Consider the following 17,165-nt stretch of genomic DNA (forward strand, 5'->3'; position numbering starts at 1 on the left):
TCTTCTCTTCAGTCATTTATCTATATCAACCACATTTATTATGACGGAGAGGACGGTTTTTACTGCTTCACGACGAACGGACTTAAAATGAGAGAATCTTTCGATAATGGGAGCTCTGATTTAAATTTAAAAGACAATTTTAAGTTGCAAAAAAACGAATTACCATTATAGGATAGAATATTATACAGATGAAAAACGATACTCAATCTGCGTCAATGTCTTTTGTAACCCAAAAATTACCATGATTTTGTCCTTTAGAGCTTAGAGAAAATGTAAAAGGCCATGCAAGGCTATTAGCAAGACATTGGACGTCTTTACATAAAGTTTCTGATCTATAGTTTTTGTCTAGTTGTGCCTGTAATATCAGTTCATTTTGCTTCCCTTGCGCAATAGCAGCTGCAATGGTTCCTTGAATGGATAAGCTCAAGTCTGCTGTACGCATTAATGACTCTGTCACCTTCATCATACCTTCTGAAAAGCTTGTCTGAATATCCCAGTGATCAAATGTTGTTGAAAAAGTATCATTATTCATTAAAAGAAATTGTTGTTTATTTGAAAGTCTTGTTTGTAATTCATTCAGATCATACCCTAATAGCCGACCAGAAGACATCTTCAGTGTTAATTCACCCTGCATTTTCGTGAAAATTTCTGGCCAAGAATCAGCAAGTGTTCGTACCGTTGCAGTAAAATTCGTTTTGCTTTGTATAAATGGAATAAATCCCAAGGTTTCTAAAGTCTCCTGCATATCAATAGAAGCGCCTGAAATATTTCCTCCAATACGCACTCTCTGTCCAGCTGACGTAACTTCAATATTACTTTGCACGGATCCACCAAAAATATTAGCATGTCCAAGATCAAAAATACCATGCCCATCTCTTATTTGTATTGCAGCAGCTAAATTTGTGAGTGAAATATTTCCTATTTTAGCTTGTGGCGCAGAAAGTCGTATATCCACGCCAATACGATCAAAAGTTCTCATGTCAAAGCAGGCATTTTTCTTTTTGCCTGAAAAAAATATTGAACTCAAGAGGCTAAGGTCTAGGTTATCAAAAGCTAAAGAGCCCATGACATTTGGTACATAATCTTGAAAATCGAGTTTTAAAGCTCCTCGCGCATTGGCTTTTCCCATCGTAAATGTAACATTGTTCATTTGGATATGCATTGGCTGCGCTAAAAAATGAGATTCCCATACAATGGGTATTTTTAATTTATGTCCCCAAAACTGATTTCCACCAACCCAAGACAATGTCTGATTCCATCCAGGAGAACGCATCGATACTTTTCCGTCAAAAATATAATATTCAGATAACCGAGCCTTTCCTGTAAAAGTTATTCCCCCACGTACAGAATTGAGACTTGCCCTAATATGACTTTTGCCTCCTGCAAGAAGCAACAATGCTTGAGAAGCATCAATTGATAACTTTGTAAATTCTCCACGCCAACGCGCATCTGCGCGTAACCGTACTTCCTGAGTTGATTTCGGACAATCTAAAGTTGCATTTAATCCTGTTATTTTTTCTGCTGCTCCTGAAAAACTATCGTGATACACAAGAACACCATTTTTAATGACAATCCGCCCAAAAGGTTGTTTTAAAAGTTGCTCTATCTCTGGATGTTCAGGATTATGTTTTAATATTTCACGCGTATTACGTATTGCCAACCCTAATGCACCTTGTGAGCGAGAAAACCGATCAAAAAAATCTGCTATTGTTTTAACAGGCTTTTCCATAACAAATTGAGGACGCATAATCCGCGTCTCTGAAAAAGAAATATGTCCCCAAAGAAGATCGACGACAGAAAGATCAACTTCTATTGATTCAGCTTCCATTAATGGCGCAACATCATCCATTTTTGATGTTAAAGTAACGCCAGAAAGAAATGCTTTAGGATAAGGAAAAAGATGTAACCGCGGTGGATCACGCAATTGCACATTGTAACCCGTCCATGCACTCAAATCCTGCGCTAAACGAATACGAATCGCATCTGTAGAGATAAGATAAGGTAAAACGAGAATCCCCACTCCCAATAAAAAGATAATTGTAATAAAAATTCCGCTCAAAAGTTTTATTATTCTGATGCGCACAATATCCCTCTATACTTATCCCCCTATAACAGATTAAAAACAAACTTAAATGATCATAAAAAGTTTTTATAACCCTATAATTCACTATATCCACTTTGTATCTTCATTATTTTTGTTCTTTATCCAAAATTTATTCAAACAGCAATGTTGCTGCTTCTTTATAAAGCAATTATTTAAAAGTCTTCAAAACTATAAATCCACAACATTATAAAACCATTCTTACTGTTCGCATATGAATATTGCTATAAAACTCTATCGTATTATTAGAAAATGCTTTACAAAAAAACAAACAGCCTTACCGAAAGGATCTCTGAATGAATAATATTATCGACGGAAAAAAACTTGCTGAAGAGATTATTGTGAAAGTTAAGGCCGAAACAGCAAAGCTCCGCCATCACTATAATATACAACCTAGTATCGCTGTTATTATCGTTGGAGATGATCCTGCAAGTCAAGTATATGTCGCCTCAAAAAATAAAAAAGCCGAAGAATGTGGGTTTCTTTCAATCAAACATGCCGTTTCCAAAGAAACACAAGAAAAAGAACTCCTTCAACTTATTGCAACATTAAATTCTGATCCCAAAATTCATGGTATTTTGGTACAGCTGCCTCTCCCTGCTCATATGAATACAAATCGCATAACACAAGCCGTTGCTTTCCAAAAAGATGTTGATGGTTTTCATTATATTAATGTAGGAAAACTCGCGGCAAATGCACTTGAAGATGCAATTATTCCCTGCACTCCAGCTGGTGCCATGATGATGATTGAACAACATTGTGGGCAAGATTTATCTGGACTTGATGCTGTCGTTGTTGGACGCTCTAATATTGTTGGAAAACCTATGGCTGCCCTTTTAACAGCAGCTAATGCTACTGTGACAATTGCCCATAGTCGTACCCGTGACCTTGATGATGTGTGTCGAAGCGCTGATATTCTAGTAGCAGCTGTAGGCCGTCCACAAATGATTAAAAAAGACTGGATAAAAGATGGTGCAATTGTTATTGATGTCGGTATTAACCGCGTTGCTGCACCAGAAAAAGGTATAGGGAAAACACGTCTTGTTGGTGATGTCGATTTTGAAAACGTAAAAGAAAAAGCTGCTGCGATTACCCCTGTTCCAGGAGGCGTTGGACCAATGACAATTGCCATGCTTATGGTTAATACACTCAAAGCTGCTGCGCGATCACACAATCTGCCTATACCAAAATTCTAAGAATTGTAACAATTCCTTGTATATGGTTTCATTGTATATGATTCAGCTTATTATTTTTGCATTTTTCATGTCATAAAAACAGATGCCCCTTGATCTGCACGATTAACGGATTGACGAAAAACATGAAAAAGTTCGCGTCCAACACCATGTTCGTTTTTTGAAAGATCTGGAGGTATGATTTGTCGCGCGTTAAATTTTGCTAAATCCTCCAAAAGAGTTAATTTACCCTCATGAGCATCAAGAAAAACAATATCACCATCCTGCAAACGTGCAATGGGGCCATTATCCACTGCTTCTGGTGTCACATGGAGGGCAGCAGGAATTTTTCCTGACGCTCCTGACATACGCCCATCGGTTATCAATGCTACCTTTTGACCGCGATCTTGTAAAACGCCTAAAATGGTCGTTAATTTATGAAGCTCTGGCATACCATTGGCTTTTGGTCCTTGATAGCGAATAACAGCGATAAAGTCTTTATTATGCAACACTCCAGATTTAAAAGATTTTTGTAGTTCCTCTTGATCATTAAAAACAAAGACTGGTGCTTTAATCTGCCAATACTCTGGTTTAACAGAGGAAACTTTTATAATAGCTGTTCCCAAATCTCCTGATAAAACACGAAGACCACCATCAGACTGAAATGGCTTTCTCCACCCTGCTAACACCTTATGATCACCACTTTCCTTAAGAGCCGCTTCACGCACCACATGACCATCAGCAGAAAGCTTTGCTTCAATTGCATAAGCATTGAGATCTTTACCAAAAACCGTAGAAACATCTTCATGGACCAAGCCTGCCTCGATAAGCTCGCGAATAATAAATCCCATTCCCCCCGCAGCATAAAAATGGTTAATATCTGCTAAACCGTTAGGATAAATGCGCGCTAAAAGAGGCACAACGGATGAAATTTCTGCAATATCATGCCATGTCAATTTAATACCGCAAACAGCAGCCATAGCAATCAAATGAATCGCATGATTGGTAGAACCTCCTGTTGCATTTAATCCTACAATGGCATTCACAAAAGAACGCTCATCAATGATCATACCAAGTGGACTATAATGATCACCAAGATCTGTCATTTCAAGTACACGTTTCGTAGCTTCTTTTGTTAAAGCATCACGCAACGGTGTATTAGCATTAATAAAAGAAGCTCCAGGCATATGAAGCCCCATCATCTCCAGTATCACCTGATTAGAGTTAGCTGTTCCATAAAATGTACATGTTCCTGGCCCATGATAAGAACGTGCTTCTGATGCTAGAAGTGTTTGGCGATCTATTTTATTTTCCGCGTAAAGTTGACGTATCTTCGCTTTTTCATCATTACCTTGACCACTCGTCATGGGACCAGCTGCTATAAAAATTCCTGGTAAATGACCAAATGTTAGTGCACCAATCAATAAACCTGGTACAATTTTATCACACACCCCAAGATACAATGCTGCATCAAAGACATCGTGTGATAAGCTTATAGCTGTCGCCATTGCAATTACTTCACGCGAAAAAAGGGAAAGCTCCATCCCCGCATTTCCCTGCGTAACACCATCGCACATCGCGGGAACACCACCTGCAACCTGTGCAACACCACCAACCATACGGGCCGACTCTTTAATTAAGTGAGGAAATTTTTCAAAAGGTTGATGCGCTGAAAGTATATCGTTATATGCCGTGATAATGCCAATATTCCCAACAATATTTCCCTTCAAACGCTCTTTATCTATTGCACCACAAGCAGCAAAGCCATGCGCCTGATTGGCACATCCTAAAAAACTCCGTTTGGGGCGATGAACTTGTGCTTTTGCAATACGATCTAAGTAAATTTCTCGTGTTGATTGAGACCGTTCATAAATCCTTCGTGTAACTGTGGCAATTGTCTTGGAAAGTGCCATATTTCTCTCCCCCTTTCATTGTTGCTGCCCCTCATTCATTGAGAGAGATTACGTTTTTATTCACCTTGTGTCGCATATTTTGATTCACTTATTTCATTTTCTGCAGGCGACCAATAAACCTGAACGAGATGAGGGGAATTACGCAAAATTGCCCGAATAGGCATTTCTATTTCAGACCCGTCTTGACAAGCCTCTTCAAAACAATCGCGTTTCTGAAAACCTTCAAAATGGAGAATAATACAACGAGATTGCATAATAACTGGCAAAGTTAGTGAGAGTCTTGGCTCAACAGCACTCTTAGCATGAAGGGGTAAAACAAGTGCTTGTGTTCGTAAATCAAGCGCTTGCTTTAAACGATCAGCATCAGGAAAAAAAGAAGCCGTATGTCCATCCTGCCCCATTCCTAAAACAACAACATCAAAGGGTTTAGGCAAAGTATTAACACGACTCGCCGCTGAAAAAGCAGCAAGTTCAGCAGTAATTGCTTTATGATAAAGCCCTACAAAACGTGCTTTTTCGGCAAAATTTTGTAACAAATGACACCGTACCATATGTTCATTTGAACGTTCATCGTGTGTAGGGACAAAACGTTCATCGACCAAAGTGATAATAATATTTTGCCAATCAATATCCGCTTTTGACAAATAATGAAAAAACAATGCTGGTGTTTTACCACCAGACACCGCTAAAACTGCTCTCTTGCGCTCAAGAACAGATACACTAAGCTCTGCGGCTACTCGATCTGCCAATGCCAAGGCTAAAGTCTGAGGGGTTTCAAAATCTAAACGGTCAATATTCATTCTATACATACTTATTGCTCTAAACTAAATTGTTCCATATACGCCCATCACGTTCCATGAGGCTCATCGAAGCAGACGGCCCCCACGAACCAGCATTATAACTGTGAACAGGCTGTTTTATTACTTCCCACCCCTCAATGATTGGATCAATCCAACGCCAAGCAGCCTCAACTTCATCACGACGCATAAACAGTGTTTGATCTCCACGAATAACATCCATTAATAAACGTTCATAAGCATCAGGATTACGTTCAGAAAATGCGGAAGCAAAACTCATGTCTAATGGAATGTGACGAAACCGCATACCGCCATAACTTGGATCCTTAATCATCAACCATTGTTTTACACCTTCATCAGGTTGGAGACGAATTACAAGCCGATTAGAAAAAATTTCATCTAAATCCACATTAAAAATATTATGAGGAATAGGTTTAAAAACCACAACAATTTCAGACATTCTCGTGAACATGCGCTTACCTGTTCGTAAATAAAAAGGCGTATTAGCCCAACGCCAGTTATCAATCTTAACCTTAAGGGCTACAAATGTTTCGCTCTTACTCACTCTTCCCAAATCATCAAAATAAGACTCTACAGATATACCATTTGATAGACCAGAAAGATACTGCCCACGTACAGTATGCTGCCCTACATTATGGACATCAAGCGGTGTTAAAGAATGTAAAACTTTAAGTTTTTCGTCACGCACAGCATTAGCACTGTTGGTAAATGGTATTTCCATCGCAACCAAACAAAGTAATTGTAGCATATGGTTTTGAACCATATCGCGTAAAGCACCAGTGCTTTCATAATATTCTGTACGCCCTTCTAACCCTAAAGATTCAGCAACGGTTATTTGAACATGATCAATATAATTGGAGTTCCATAGCGGTTCATAAAGTGTATTAACAAACCGCAATGCCATTAAATTTTGAACAGTTTCCTTCCCAAGATAATGATCAATACGAAAGATCTGCTCTTCATTAAAGGCGCTTGCAAATACATCATTAAGTGAAACCGCTGTTTTTACATCGCAACCAATTGGTTTTTCAATGATAATCCGTGTTTGTGGTGTCACCAAATCATTTTTTTCCAACTTCATCGCAATATCAGCAAAAAGTGACGAACCAACAGCCAAATAAAAAGCTCGAATATCCGCTGAATCTTGTGACAGAAGGAGGGCTAAATCCTCCCACCCTCGATTTGAGGAAACATCAACAGAAACGTAAGTTAAACGTGCAAGAAAACGATTGAGTTCTGTTGAATTTAGATCTTTTGGATGGATATGTTTTTCTAAAGAATTGCGGACAAAATTTTGATATTCTTCACGACTTAAGGAAGTGCGCGAAACCCCAATAATACGTGTTGGCTCACTGAATTGCCCAGCACACTGACAATGATACAAAGCCGGCAAAAGCTTGCGCAACGCCAGATCACCATTGCCACCAAAAACAATACAATCAAAGGAAGAAACTGGAATAATTTTACGCACCATGAACTTGTTTATTTTTCTATTCGATTATGAAATCCCATATCACTTATAAAAGCTTTCATCATTAAAGCAGACAGATACTAAATAAGCCATTAATTTTCTTCATTTCAAGCAATGTTTCCATTAAAGGCGATCCAATAAAGAAAACCAACGCATTGCTAAAAATATAAGCGGATAACGCAAAACTCTTCCCCCCGGAAAAGATGAAATCTTTAAGTCTTGGAAATAGGAAAAACGTTCATATTTTCCAGTTAACCATTCTGCGTATAATTTTCCCACGAAAGGAGCCAGCATAACGCCATGCCCTGAATAACCACCACAATAAGTCATCCTTGAAAAAATTTGGCGAACATAAGGCATGCGTTCAACTGTGATGGCAACCGTTGCTCCCCACCGATGGCTTAAATTGATAGAATGTAATTGAGGATAAATTTCAACAATTTGCCGTTTTATACGTTCATCTAAATTTAGAGGATGCTTATTATCATAACTTTCTACACCACCAAATAAGAGACGATTATCAATGCTTTTGCGAAAATAGCGAACCATAAAACGGGAATCATCAACCGATTCCCCCCCTATAAGAATTGAACTATGCTTTGGTAATGGGTCCGTTGCTCCAATATAAGAGCGAATAGAAACAATATTTTTTTCAATAAAACGCTCCAGACCAAGTTTATACCCATTTGTTGCAAGTAAAACATGCTCTGCTGTTACACTGCCTTTTTCTGTTATTACTTTCCAATGTGCTCCCTTGCGCCTTACGGTCGTTACTTGTGACTTCTCATAAAGCTTAGCACCAGCATCTTGTGCTCTTTTTGCCAACCCAATAATCAATTTTAAGGGATTTATATGACCGGTATCCGCATCATAAATACCACCACAATAAAAAGTTGATCCAAGTCGCTCAAATGTTTCAGCCTTATCCATAAAAGTAAGCGCGTGATAGCCATAACGCTGCATCGCCTCAATATGCCGTTGATAAGAGAGAAGCTCACGCCTTTTATGAGTTACAGAAAGCTGTCCTCCTATCAAATCACACGGACAATTAGGCATTGCGCATAAAGCTAAAATATCTCTTTTAGCTTCTTCTGCCAAATCAAACAGAGCCTTACTTCGCTCAAAACCATACTTTTTTTCTAATGTTTCTACCCATTGCCGTTGCCCTGTTCCCAGCTGTCCACCGTTGCGCCCTGAAGCACCATCACCAAAACGTGATGCTTCAAATAAAACAACATCTACTCCAGCTTTGGCTAAATGATAAGCAGCCGAAAGACCCGTAAATCCGCCTCCAATAATGACCACATCACACTGTCTGTTTTCACAAAAAGAAGGATACGATGGACGTTCTCTTAAAGCATCTTCATACCAAGAAATTCCTGGAGAAATTGAATTATAATCAATCATCGTCATAAAATTTAAACATTCAGCAGGAGATATTCACGCTCCCACGGACTGATTACTTCCATAAAAGTTTCAAATTCTTGGCGTTTGATTGCAGCATAAGTACTGACAAACACATCCCCTAAAATAGCACGTATCACTGTATCTTGTTCAAACAAATTGACTGCCTCAATGAGTCCACGCGGCAACTCAATATTATCAGCGTTTACATTATTTGTCGCTGGCTCATCCGGCTCAATTTTTTGTTGCAAACCAATAAGACCACACGCTAAAGAAGCAGCAAGGGCTAAATAAGGATTCGCATCTGATGAAGGAAGTCTATTCTCAACACGCCGCGCTTGAGGAGCAGAACGGGGAACTCGAAAAGCTGTAGTACGATTATCATATCCCCATCGCAAATTAACAGGAGCCGAATTATCAGGAACAAGACGTCGATAAGAATTCACATAAGGTGCAAGCATCACAAGTACCCCTGGCATATGTTTTTGCAATCCACCAATAAAATGGCGAAAACAGATACTTTCTTCACCATTTTCCTGTGTAAAAATATTCATACCGGTTTTCTTATCAACAACCGATTGGTGAATATGCATAGCAGAACCCGGCTGCCCTTGAATGGGTTTTGCCATAAAAGTTGCATACATATTATGTTTTAGTGCTGCTTCACGAATTGTTCGTTTAAACATAAAAACTTGATCCGCTAATTCAATAGGATCACCATGACGTAAATTGATTTCAAACTGTCCTGCTCCTTCTTCATGAATGAGGGTATCAATTTCCAATCCTTGTGCCTCTGAAAATTGATAAATATCATCAATCAAATCATCAAATTCATTCACACCAGCAATGGAATACCCCTGTCCACCACCAATTGAACGTCCAGAACGACCAACCGGTGGAACTAACGGATAATCAGGATCGGGATTTTTTTGTACCAAATAAAACTCAATTTCTGGTGAAACAACAGGGCTTAAACCCATTTTTGTGTAAAAGTGAACCACCGTTCGTAAAACATTGCGTGGTGTGTAATCCACAACCTGACCATTTTGATACACAAGATCACAAATCACCTGTGCCGTAGGAGCATCTTCCCATGGAACAATGCTTAACGTAGAAAGATCAGGCTCAAGGCGTAAATCACCATCTGCTTTAGGATATTCAAAACCATGACCATCTTCCGGATAATCCCCTGAAATTGTTGCCATAAAAACTGCTGAAGGCAATGCCAATGATGTTTCCGATGTAAATTTTTTAGAAAGCATCATCTTGCCCCGTGGTACCCCTGCTTGATCAGGCGTAATACATTCAATATCCTCTACCTTACGGAAAGCAAGCCATTGTGAAACTTGTTCCCAATTGTGCACACCACGTAAACTTTTGAGAAAACGAGAAACAGGTTTAAAATTCTTACTTTTCGTTTGTTTACCATTTTTTACATCCATAACATACCAACTTTAAAAACAATCAAGTCCTATTCTTATTGTATCAGCCCATGCATAAACGACACGAAAAAAATTTATCAACTGATATTTTGAATAATACTATAAGATCCATCAAGGTAAAAGAACTTTACGCTCAACAAGCTATCCTATCACCATAGTGAAAAAAATGATATTGCACGCGATACATCGGTGCTAACCTTCTCCTTATATAAAACAGCGAGAAATACCATATTGTACGTAAACTAATTCCGATTCAAATAATCATATATAAGCAAACATTGGTGAGAATAATAAAGGCGAGATATTTAATTTCCTTTTGGTTGTCGCAATGCTTAATTAAAAGAAAGGAAACTTTTCTTTTAATATGAAGCAAGTTTTGTAACTCTATTGTTATCCACATAGAAGTAAACACCCTAGTCATGGTGAGTAGCCTTTACAGCTGTGCTTACAAACACTCACCCTGCCATAATATGCGTAAATGTATTTTCAGGATAAGACATACGCTCAGCATTTCCGACATGAAACTTAACCATCGCCTGCATAACAGAGCTATCAACCTTGTTCTGAGCGAATGGTACAAACTCTGCACTTATATCAATTTCCACCGCTTGACATTGCACTTCGCACACAATATTTAGAGCTGAGAATCCAGTAGAGCATACCAAATCCAATAGATAGGAATTTTTGCTAATTGCGCCATGCGTGATCCAACATTTGATAGTCTCCAGCCCACTAGGAGGTGTGTTATTTATATCTAAAAAGCCAAAAAATCAGGATATGAGAACACAATAATATCAATTTCCTTTGAACTAAAGTCCTTCATCGTCGATCTTCCACCATCGTAATTTTTTTTTGTATCAGTTGCTTTCACATACTTTGACTTATGACCTAGTGATACTGTGCAGATTGAGTACACATCCCCAGAGCCCAGATTGTAATTAAGTTCGTACCACTCTGCTCTCTTATAGAAAATAAATAACCATAATCTTCAGATATAATATGCCTAGATTCAATAATTACCGTAAGCTTATGTAAATCACAACCCAATTGTGATAATGCCTCATAAATTTTACGAGAGTATTCGTCATTGATCGTCACGGCATCGCAGAATGCTGTGGAAGTCGGATATCCCCCGCCTAGACTGATAAAACTTTTTTGATCCTTCAATGCGTAAATATCCTTTCCAGCCTTAGTTAAGGTGGATACTATTAACTCAGTCGAATTCAAATTAGAGCCCACATGCAAAGGCGCCCCATTAAGCCTAATCCTATTGGATTCTAGCAAAGATAATGCGGCACGTGACTCCGCCGCAGTCATACCAAAACGCGATCTATCCCCCGTTTGCCAGTACATGGCACAATCTCAATGAGATTTTAGGCAATATGTCAAAATGGCGGGCAAGAGCGATGATGTCATGTAATTCGATAATATTATCACACTGGACATTTATATGTTTTCTAATAGATAATTCTATCTCTTCTCGAAGTTTTACAGGGATATCAAAAAATATATATCTACCTTTAAAATCATCTTTTTGCACTAATGATATTTCATAACCAGACGCAAATTCCAAGTCCCAGCAACATAACAATGATGCCCCGCACGTCCATTAAAATACCCTGCTTTTTCTCGCCCTAGGCATTCATAGCCCGACCACGTAAAACAGGATACCAATTACAATATCAGACCATAAGGCTGCAAGAGAAAGTTCTTTTATATTTTTATCTTTACATTGCCTCTTAAACAAGCTCGCCTGTTCATATAAGAAGTTATATGTATAATACATATAACTTCTACAAAAGGGGGATTCATTATGTTCCGTGAAAATCTTTGGTAATACACTCGGGTGATTGGGTCACCAGTCGCCCGTCAATAATATAGTGCGAATTAAGAAATTGGGGGAGGTAAGCTATGCAACTCGTGGATCATCCTTTTGTGAAGTTCGACCAACTCAAGACGATTTACAACTTCACATATCCGTTATTTCGCACTATTTCAAATGAATTTTACGATTACCTAGACTTTAATAAACTAGCGCAAAGTAAGCAGATTCCACAAGCGCGTACCATTTCTCTTTATTTGCATATTCCCTTTTGCGAAACCATCTGTTCCTTCTGTCCCTTTCAGAAAGGGGCCTACAAGCACGTTAAGCAAATCGAATCTTATATGTCAGCGCTTACCACAGAGATCAGAACCAAAGGAAATTTCATTCGCTCGCTTAGAGGGCCCATCCGCAGCATCTATATAGGGGGGCGGCACACCGTCACTCTTGTCCGCAGATAATATCCGCCACATCGGAAAAGTATTGCATGCTGAATTTGAGCTCTCTTCCTTAGCCGAATTTACACTGGAAAGCAAACCGAAGAGCGTCACACGTGATAAACTTTATGCTGCCCGTGAGATCGGCGTTAACCGGATCAGCTTCGGTATACAGAGTTTCATTGAGCGTTTCCGATCATTGTTTAACCTCACCTCAACACGTGAACAAATCAACAATACCATGGCTTGGTCACAAGAGATAATTGGGACATGTCGGTTTCGACCTACTATATGGCATGCACAGCCAGCAAGCCGAAGAACGATTATACGATTTGAAGCAAGCCAGAGAGCTTCATCCTGAAACCATCAACCTCTATGCAATCAACAATCTGGCTATCACGTCGCAACTGCATAAGTCTTACGCACAAAAAGGGCTAAAACCGTCCAGCCTACAGCATCGACAAATGCTTCGATTATTTAGCGATATCGTTATGCGCAGCTGCGGCTATGCGCCGTGTAATGGGCATTCCTATATCAAAATTGCCAATAACACTCCTCTAACGCTCGCTAAAACGAGTTCAGCTAATTATTTCCGCTATCACAAATATTTGCATGGTTATCATGACGATTATGTGGTTGGCTTCGGGGCGTCAGCAATGTCGATTCTCGGCTCACTCGTCACACGAGCCAATCCCAGTCGAAGCGGATACATTACCGACATACAACTTAAAGGCAAATCCAAAGTATACTACAATTGGGTATCAGCGGAGCAACAAGCCTCCAAGGCTTTGTGTATGAGGCTACCTTATAACGGTTATGCCAAAAAAGAAAGAATTGACTGGACCGCACTCCCCTCTTTCGTATACAATAACCTACAACAGCTCATAGGTGCAGGTCTCATCGTAGAAAGTGATAACGATCTCCAGCTGACTCAGCGTGGTTGGCAATGGTATTCCAACCTTATGTATTTTCTTCTACCTCAGGCAGATAGGAATATCTTGGACGGCTATGTCGCAAACATGCTGAATACAACCGCCGTACTTGATGGAACAGCGGAAACCTGTATGGCATCTTAAGGAGAAAAGAATGTTCACGCTTTTTACCAACAGGAACATACGCTATTTTTGCCTAACCGTTAGTCTGCTCGCCTTACTCAGCGGTGCTTTGCGCACTGCCATCCCGCTATTAGCAAGACAATCTGGATATGGCGTAGTCGGAGTAAGTTGGGCGCAAGGTCTCTTCTCATTAGCGTGGCCAATTTTCGGCATCCTTGCAGGCGCTTTACTTGATCGCTGCGACAAAATAAAACTTGCCACCACAGCTCTCCTCATCTTCATGCTACTGCATATTGTCCTGTTCGTACTGCTCATGATACAGATTGCTCCAGCCGAACAAATTTTCTTCTATGCAACCATTGCTGGATTCATCGTCGTTTCTGCCGAAGCTTATATAATGACGATTCCACCACTTATCATGGAGGGAGAGCGATTGATGACCTTCTACTCAATTGTCTTGTTTTTAGATTTCGGGGTCTCCTATTTTCTTGCCCCTGTCATAACAAGCAGCATTTTAGGGCATGGCACACTGCTATTTCTTGGCTTGTTAATCGTGCTTTTTATCACATTGATTTTTACCGCTCGCCGTGCTGTTCCGACATCGCCAACACTTGATAAAGAAAACATCACTTTCCGTTATATTATTGCCGGCTTTCGTTTCATTTTTTCAAATCGGCATCTTACCTCCCTTACATTACTCACATTCTTTCTATCGGTGGTATTTGGAGCATTCCTAACCTCGTTCATCTTCTTCGTTACCGACGGTCGGTATCTGGGCCTACATAGCAGCCAATATGGCGTAATGTTTGCAGCCTACGCGCTTGGTACAATGGCAGGTGCCCTATTTGCGCCGCGTATACGTTATGCACCGGTGCGCCTAGCTGTTCTCACTGACGGTTTAGGAACGGTTGTCTTGCTGCTGATTCCAGCCTTTTCAAAAAGTGCTGTCGTCGTATGGGGCGTCACCTTTATCGCTGGCGTTGGAGCAAGCTTATGGTTTATTGGTGTTACCGCCTTCAGGCAGCGCCTCACACCAAAGCAACTTCTCGGGCGAGCTAATTCTGCTTTTCGGGTGATAGGCTATGCTGGAATGCCGGTCGGAAGCTTTTTGGTCGGCGTCCTTGGTTCTTTTATATCATTGCAGTTTGCTGCCGCCTTTATCGCTGGACTACTATTGGTGGCTATCGCGATAACGCTTCCTTTTCTTTGGCAGGCTGATCATATAGACATACCCAACCCTGCCACGAGGTAACAGCTGCTTTAAAAAAGACACGGTCAAAAAAGGCACACATACCCTATTACGCAATCGATTGATCTGTTCTTTGGACGAGAAAATTATCACCATAATGGCTGATAGAGCCAGCGGCACTATAGAAGCAGCCAAACAAGCGCTAAAGACAAAACAGCCCCTTTACGTTGATTGGGCGATGATCTCAACGCCTATATGAAGGATGCAGAGAGCTTATAGCGTACGAAGTGCAATTCTTAACTAAAAACTCCGCCCTAGCAATGCCTACTTATACTCCAGTTAATCCGTCACCCGCTGGACATCAAATGCCTCACCCCTTTACTGCTCTTCAAAATACATTTTGCTGCACTTACGCGCCGTATTCTTCCTTTGTAATTAAAAGACCAGCCCTCCTTTCCTAATTTAGGATCTCTGCCTACACAACGAGCAACAGATGCGACCATATATGCAATCACGCCTTAGGGCCTGCATAGTAGGAAGCTTAGTTCGAGAGATTCATAAAGCCTATATCCCAATAAATTTTCCACCCAATCCACCTTTTAAAAGGGCGGATTTATATAAACCGTTAGAGCAAGCTATGAAATCCTTAGGTGTATTAGAAATAATTGGCTGTTTTTACCTCAGACCAATGTTGATTGACTTTTACTCGTGCATATACGCAAGCGGTGCTACTCTTTTCTCAGATAGAAAGGACATAATCGTTACCATCTGACCTATTATTGTTTGAAAATAAAGAACAAGTATCAGTGCGACTGATGATATTGAAGAGCTATCTCATTTGTGGCTGTACTTAATTACGGCATTGGGAAGCTAGACACGCAATCCCCCATTTCTGCGCGCCTTCTGCATGATATTCATAAGATTTTACGCGGTACGTCCAAAAGCCTTGGCTAATTTCGCAAAGCACAAAATTAGCTTGGCGGTACGCAATTAAAGACAGCGTCATTCGTGCCGCCCACTCCTACCACAGCCCCCCACTCTTTCTACCACCATCCCCCGCTTAGAATCGCGCCAACTCATCACCGGTGCCTCGTTAAACACCACACCAGTCTCAAGGGCGGTAAAATGCGCCTTGCCACATTTAATCTTCAGCATTTCTTTAAGGCGCAAATCAAACTCGCTATTCGTTCCTTTTGTTTCCAGTACAAAATAAAGCTTTTGCGCGCCATCTCACTCTAAAACACCCCCAAATCCGGCGTGTAAGAGCCTATGAGCGCCACGATTTTAAAGCTCCTTGGCAATTTAAAAAATAATTTTACTTCGGAGGCATTATCATTAATTTTGCGCAAATTCTTTCTCAATATTACTCTTATAAACCCCACATGATCATATACACTCTTCTCATTGACCACCGCCGGCCATATGATCGCCTTTTCCGACCTAATTTTACAGATATGGGATCAATCTCATTGTGATGCGCACATCCAGAGATTATTTTATCCTCTGCATTAGAACCAAAAACATGAACAATACGCAGAGGCTTCGGTAAGAAGGCCAACCGCTCAATCTCAACCTACACGAAAATGCATGTGCAAGCGAATGCCCCCCCATAATATGCAATATTTCAAGCCTGTCCAGAGGGGTACCCCTTTTAAAAATTGTGCCTATGGCTTATAATAATCTCCAAAATATACATTTAGCCCTTGTCTGAAATAACTCAATTTTGGATTGATGAGAACGAAAACGCGCTGCGATAATCACGTTGTTCAGCCCTAATAACCGGCGAAGGGAGCCAATATTCCTGCACCACCAATGACTAAATAACGGTATTTCCTATCATTTTTGATCATATCCTCCACCCTTATTGTACATTTTATCAGCAAGATGTGCGCAGCAAGCCCGTACATTTACGCTGCTAAGTCTCCGTGTGCGGTTTTCATTCTCAAACGCAAAATCATCTTTAGCCGAAGCAACTTGATATTGCAGCGCCTGTCCATAAAGCGTATGCACAATTGGTACCAAATATACACAGGGCAGTGCGCATTTTGGGTTATATTGTCATGAGAGAGATGACCAAAAACTTTATCCCAAAAGCATTATACTCTAAATTATCAAGAGCATTCTTCAATCCCCCTGAATAAGACCCGTGATAAACAGGGCTTGCAAGAATAACATCGTTAGCGTCTGCGATTGTTTTGACAAATGCATGCGTTTTAGCATCACAATGGTAATGACTTATAAAAACAACAACTTTTTTAAATGCCTCCTCAACGGCGTATGAATATAAGCACGTTTTTTCTCGTCATTTTTTAAGGTATTAAACTCTTCCAATCTACCGAAC

At 40.1% G+C, this 17,165-nt stretch carries 19 protein-coding genes; 3 read left to right on the forward strand and 16 right to left on the reverse strand.

What is annotated here, in order from left to right; all coding sequences use genetic code 11:
• Window positions 1-202 precede the first annotated feature (202 nt).
• Window positions 203-2,083 (reverse strand): AsmA family protein, encoded by a 1,881-nt coding sequence (locus ACFILA_RS04150; RefSeq protein ID WP_375637517.1) that lies wholly within the window; start codon window positions 2,081-2,083, stop codon window positions 203-205.
• Between the two features lie 314 nt (window positions 2,084-2,397).
• On the opposite strand from ACFILA_RS04150, the gene folD reads away from it, so the two are divergent.
• Window positions 2,398-3,297 (forward strand): bifunctional methylenetetrahydrofolate dehydrogenase/methenyltetrahydrofolate cyclohydrolase FolD, encoded by a 900-nt coding sequence (gene folD / locus ACFILA_RS04155; RefSeq protein WP_273790381.1) that lies wholly within the window; start codon window positions 2,398-2,400, stop codon window positions 3,295-3,297.
• 65 nt (window positions 3,298-3,362) lie between these two features.
• Here folD and edd read toward each other — a convergent pair whose 3' ends face one another.
• From edd to ACFILA_RS04205, 10 genes are all read right to left on the reverse strand, one after another.
• Window positions 3,363-5,186 (reverse strand): phosphogluconate dehydratase, encoded by a 1,824-nt coding sequence (gene edd / locus ACFILA_RS04160; RefSeq protein ID WP_273790380.1) that lies wholly within the window; start codon window positions 5,184-5,186, stop codon window positions 3,363-3,365.
• 56 nt (window positions 5,187-5,242) lie between these two features.
• Window positions 5,243-5,995, reverse strand: a complete 753-nt coding sequence (gene pgl, locus ACFILA_RS04165) for a 6-phosphogluconolactonase (RefSeq protein ID WP_273790379.1) — start codon at window positions 5,993-5,995, stop codon at window positions 5,243-5,245.
• Window positions 5,996-6,005: 10 nt separating this feature from the next.
• Window positions 6,006-7,478: a glucose-6-phosphate dehydrogenase gene (gene zwf / locus ACFILA_RS04170; protein WP_375660711.1), complete on the reverse strand. Its 1,473-nt coding sequence runs from the start codon at window positions 7,476-7,478 to the stop codon at window positions 6,006-6,008.
• Between the two features lie 120 nt (window positions 7,479-7,598).
• On the reverse strand, window positions 7,599-8,882 hold the full coding sequence (locus ACFILA_RS04175) for an NAD(P)/FAD-dependent oxidoreductase (RefSeq protein ID WP_375637536.1): 1,284 nt from the start codon (window positions 8,880-8,882) through the stop codon (window positions 7,599-7,601).
• Between the two features lie 11 nt (window positions 8,883-8,893).
• The gene (locus tag ACFILA_RS04180) at window positions 8,894-10,321 is read right to left on the reverse strand and encodes a glutamine synthetase family protein (RefSeq protein ID WP_273790377.1); all 1,428 of its coding nucleotides are present in this window, start codon (window positions 10,319-10,321) and stop codon (window positions 8,894-8,896) included.
• Window positions 10,322-10,776: 455 nt separating this feature from the next.
• On the reverse strand, window positions 10,777-11,073 hold the full coding sequence (locus ACFILA_RS04185) for a class I SAM-dependent methyltransferase (protein ID WP_375637537.1): 297 nt from the start codon (window positions 11,071-11,073) through the stop codon (window positions 10,777-10,779).
• A gap of 136 nt (window positions 11,074-11,209) precedes the next feature.
• On the reverse strand, window positions 11,210-11,674 hold the full coding sequence (locus ACFILA_RS04190; RefSeq protein WP_375660712.1) for a hypothetical protein: 465 nt from the start codon (window positions 11,672-11,674) through the stop codon (window positions 11,210-11,212).
• Window positions 11,652-11,861: a hypothetical protein gene (locus ACFILA_RS04195; protein WP_375660713.1), complete on the reverse strand. Its 210-nt coding sequence runs from the start codon at window positions 11,859-11,861 to the stop codon at window positions 11,652-11,654. Before ACFILA_RS04195 ends, ACFILA_RS04190 begins: the two co-directional genes overlap by 23 nt.
• On the reverse strand, window positions 11,861-11,995 hold the full coding sequence (locus tag ACFILA_RS04200) for a hypothetical protein (protein ID WP_375660714.1): 135 nt from the start codon (window positions 11,993-11,995) through the stop codon (window positions 11,861-11,863). The genes ACFILA_RS04195 and ACFILA_RS04200 overlap by 1 nt, the downstream gene beginning before the upstream one ends.
• 495 nt (window positions 11,996-12,490) lie before the next feature.
• Entirely contained in the window at window positions 12,491-12,616 is a 126-nt protein-coding gene (locus ACFILA_RS04205; RefSeq protein WP_375660715.1) for a hypothetical protein, read from the reverse strand.
• A 260-nt stretch (window positions 12,617-12,876) separates the two neighbouring features.
• Between ACFILA_RS04205 and ACFILA_RS04210 the strand changes: the two genes are divergently transcribed.
• The gene (locus tag ACFILA_RS04210; protein ID WP_375660716.1) at window positions 12,877-13,656 is read left to right on the forward strand and encodes a hypothetical protein; all 780 of its coding nucleotides are present in this window, start codon (window positions 12,877-12,879) and stop codon (window positions 13,654-13,656) included.
• A 10-nt stretch (window positions 13,657-13,666) separates the two neighbouring features.
• Window positions 13,667-14,887 carry an MFS transporter gene (locus ACFILA_RS04215; RefSeq protein WP_273790373.1) on the forward strand — a complete coding sequence of 407 codons (1,221 nt, stop codon included), beginning with the start codon at window positions 13,667-13,669 and terminating at the stop codon, window positions 14,885-14,887.
• A gap of 787 nt (window positions 14,888-15,674) precedes the next feature.
• Here the strand turns inward: ACFILA_RS04215 and ACFILA_RS04220 are convergent.
• From ACFILA_RS04220 to ACFILA_RS04240, 5 genes are all read right to left on the reverse strand, one after another.
• A complete protein-coding gene (locus ACFILA_RS04220) occupies window positions 15,675-15,830 on the reverse strand; it encodes a hypothetical protein (RefSeq protein ID WP_375643330.1) in 156 nt (51 codons plus the stop codon).
• Entirely contained in the window at window positions 15,827-15,994 is a 168-nt protein-coding gene (locus ACFILA_RS04225; protein ID WP_375637524.1) for a hypothetical protein, read from the reverse strand. Before ACFILA_RS04225 ends, ACFILA_RS04220 begins: the two co-directional genes overlap by 4 nt.
• Window positions 15,995-16,059: 65 nt before the next feature.
• Entirely contained in the window at window positions 16,060-16,236 is a 177-nt protein-coding gene (locus tag ACFILA_RS04230) for a hypothetical protein (RefSeq protein WP_375637525.1), read from the reverse strand.
• Between the two features lie 424 nt (window positions 16,237-16,660).
• Entirely contained in the window at window positions 16,661-16,846 is a 186-nt protein-coding gene (locus ACFILA_RS04235; RefSeq protein WP_375660717.1) for a hypothetical protein, read from the reverse strand.
• Window positions 16,847-16,874: 28 nt separating this feature from the next.
• Window positions 16,875-17,063, reverse strand: a complete 189-nt coding sequence (locus ACFILA_RS04240; protein WP_375612108.1) for an NADPH-dependent FMN reductase — start codon at window positions 17,061-17,063, stop codon at window positions 16,875-16,877.
• Window positions 17,064-17,165: the final 102 nt, after the last annotated feature.

It is taken from the genome of Bartonella sp. CL71SXKL (genome assembly GCF_042194935.1).
Taxonomy (GTDB): Bacteria; Pseudomonadota; Alphaproteobacteria; order Rhizobiales; family Rhizobiaceae; genus Bartonella.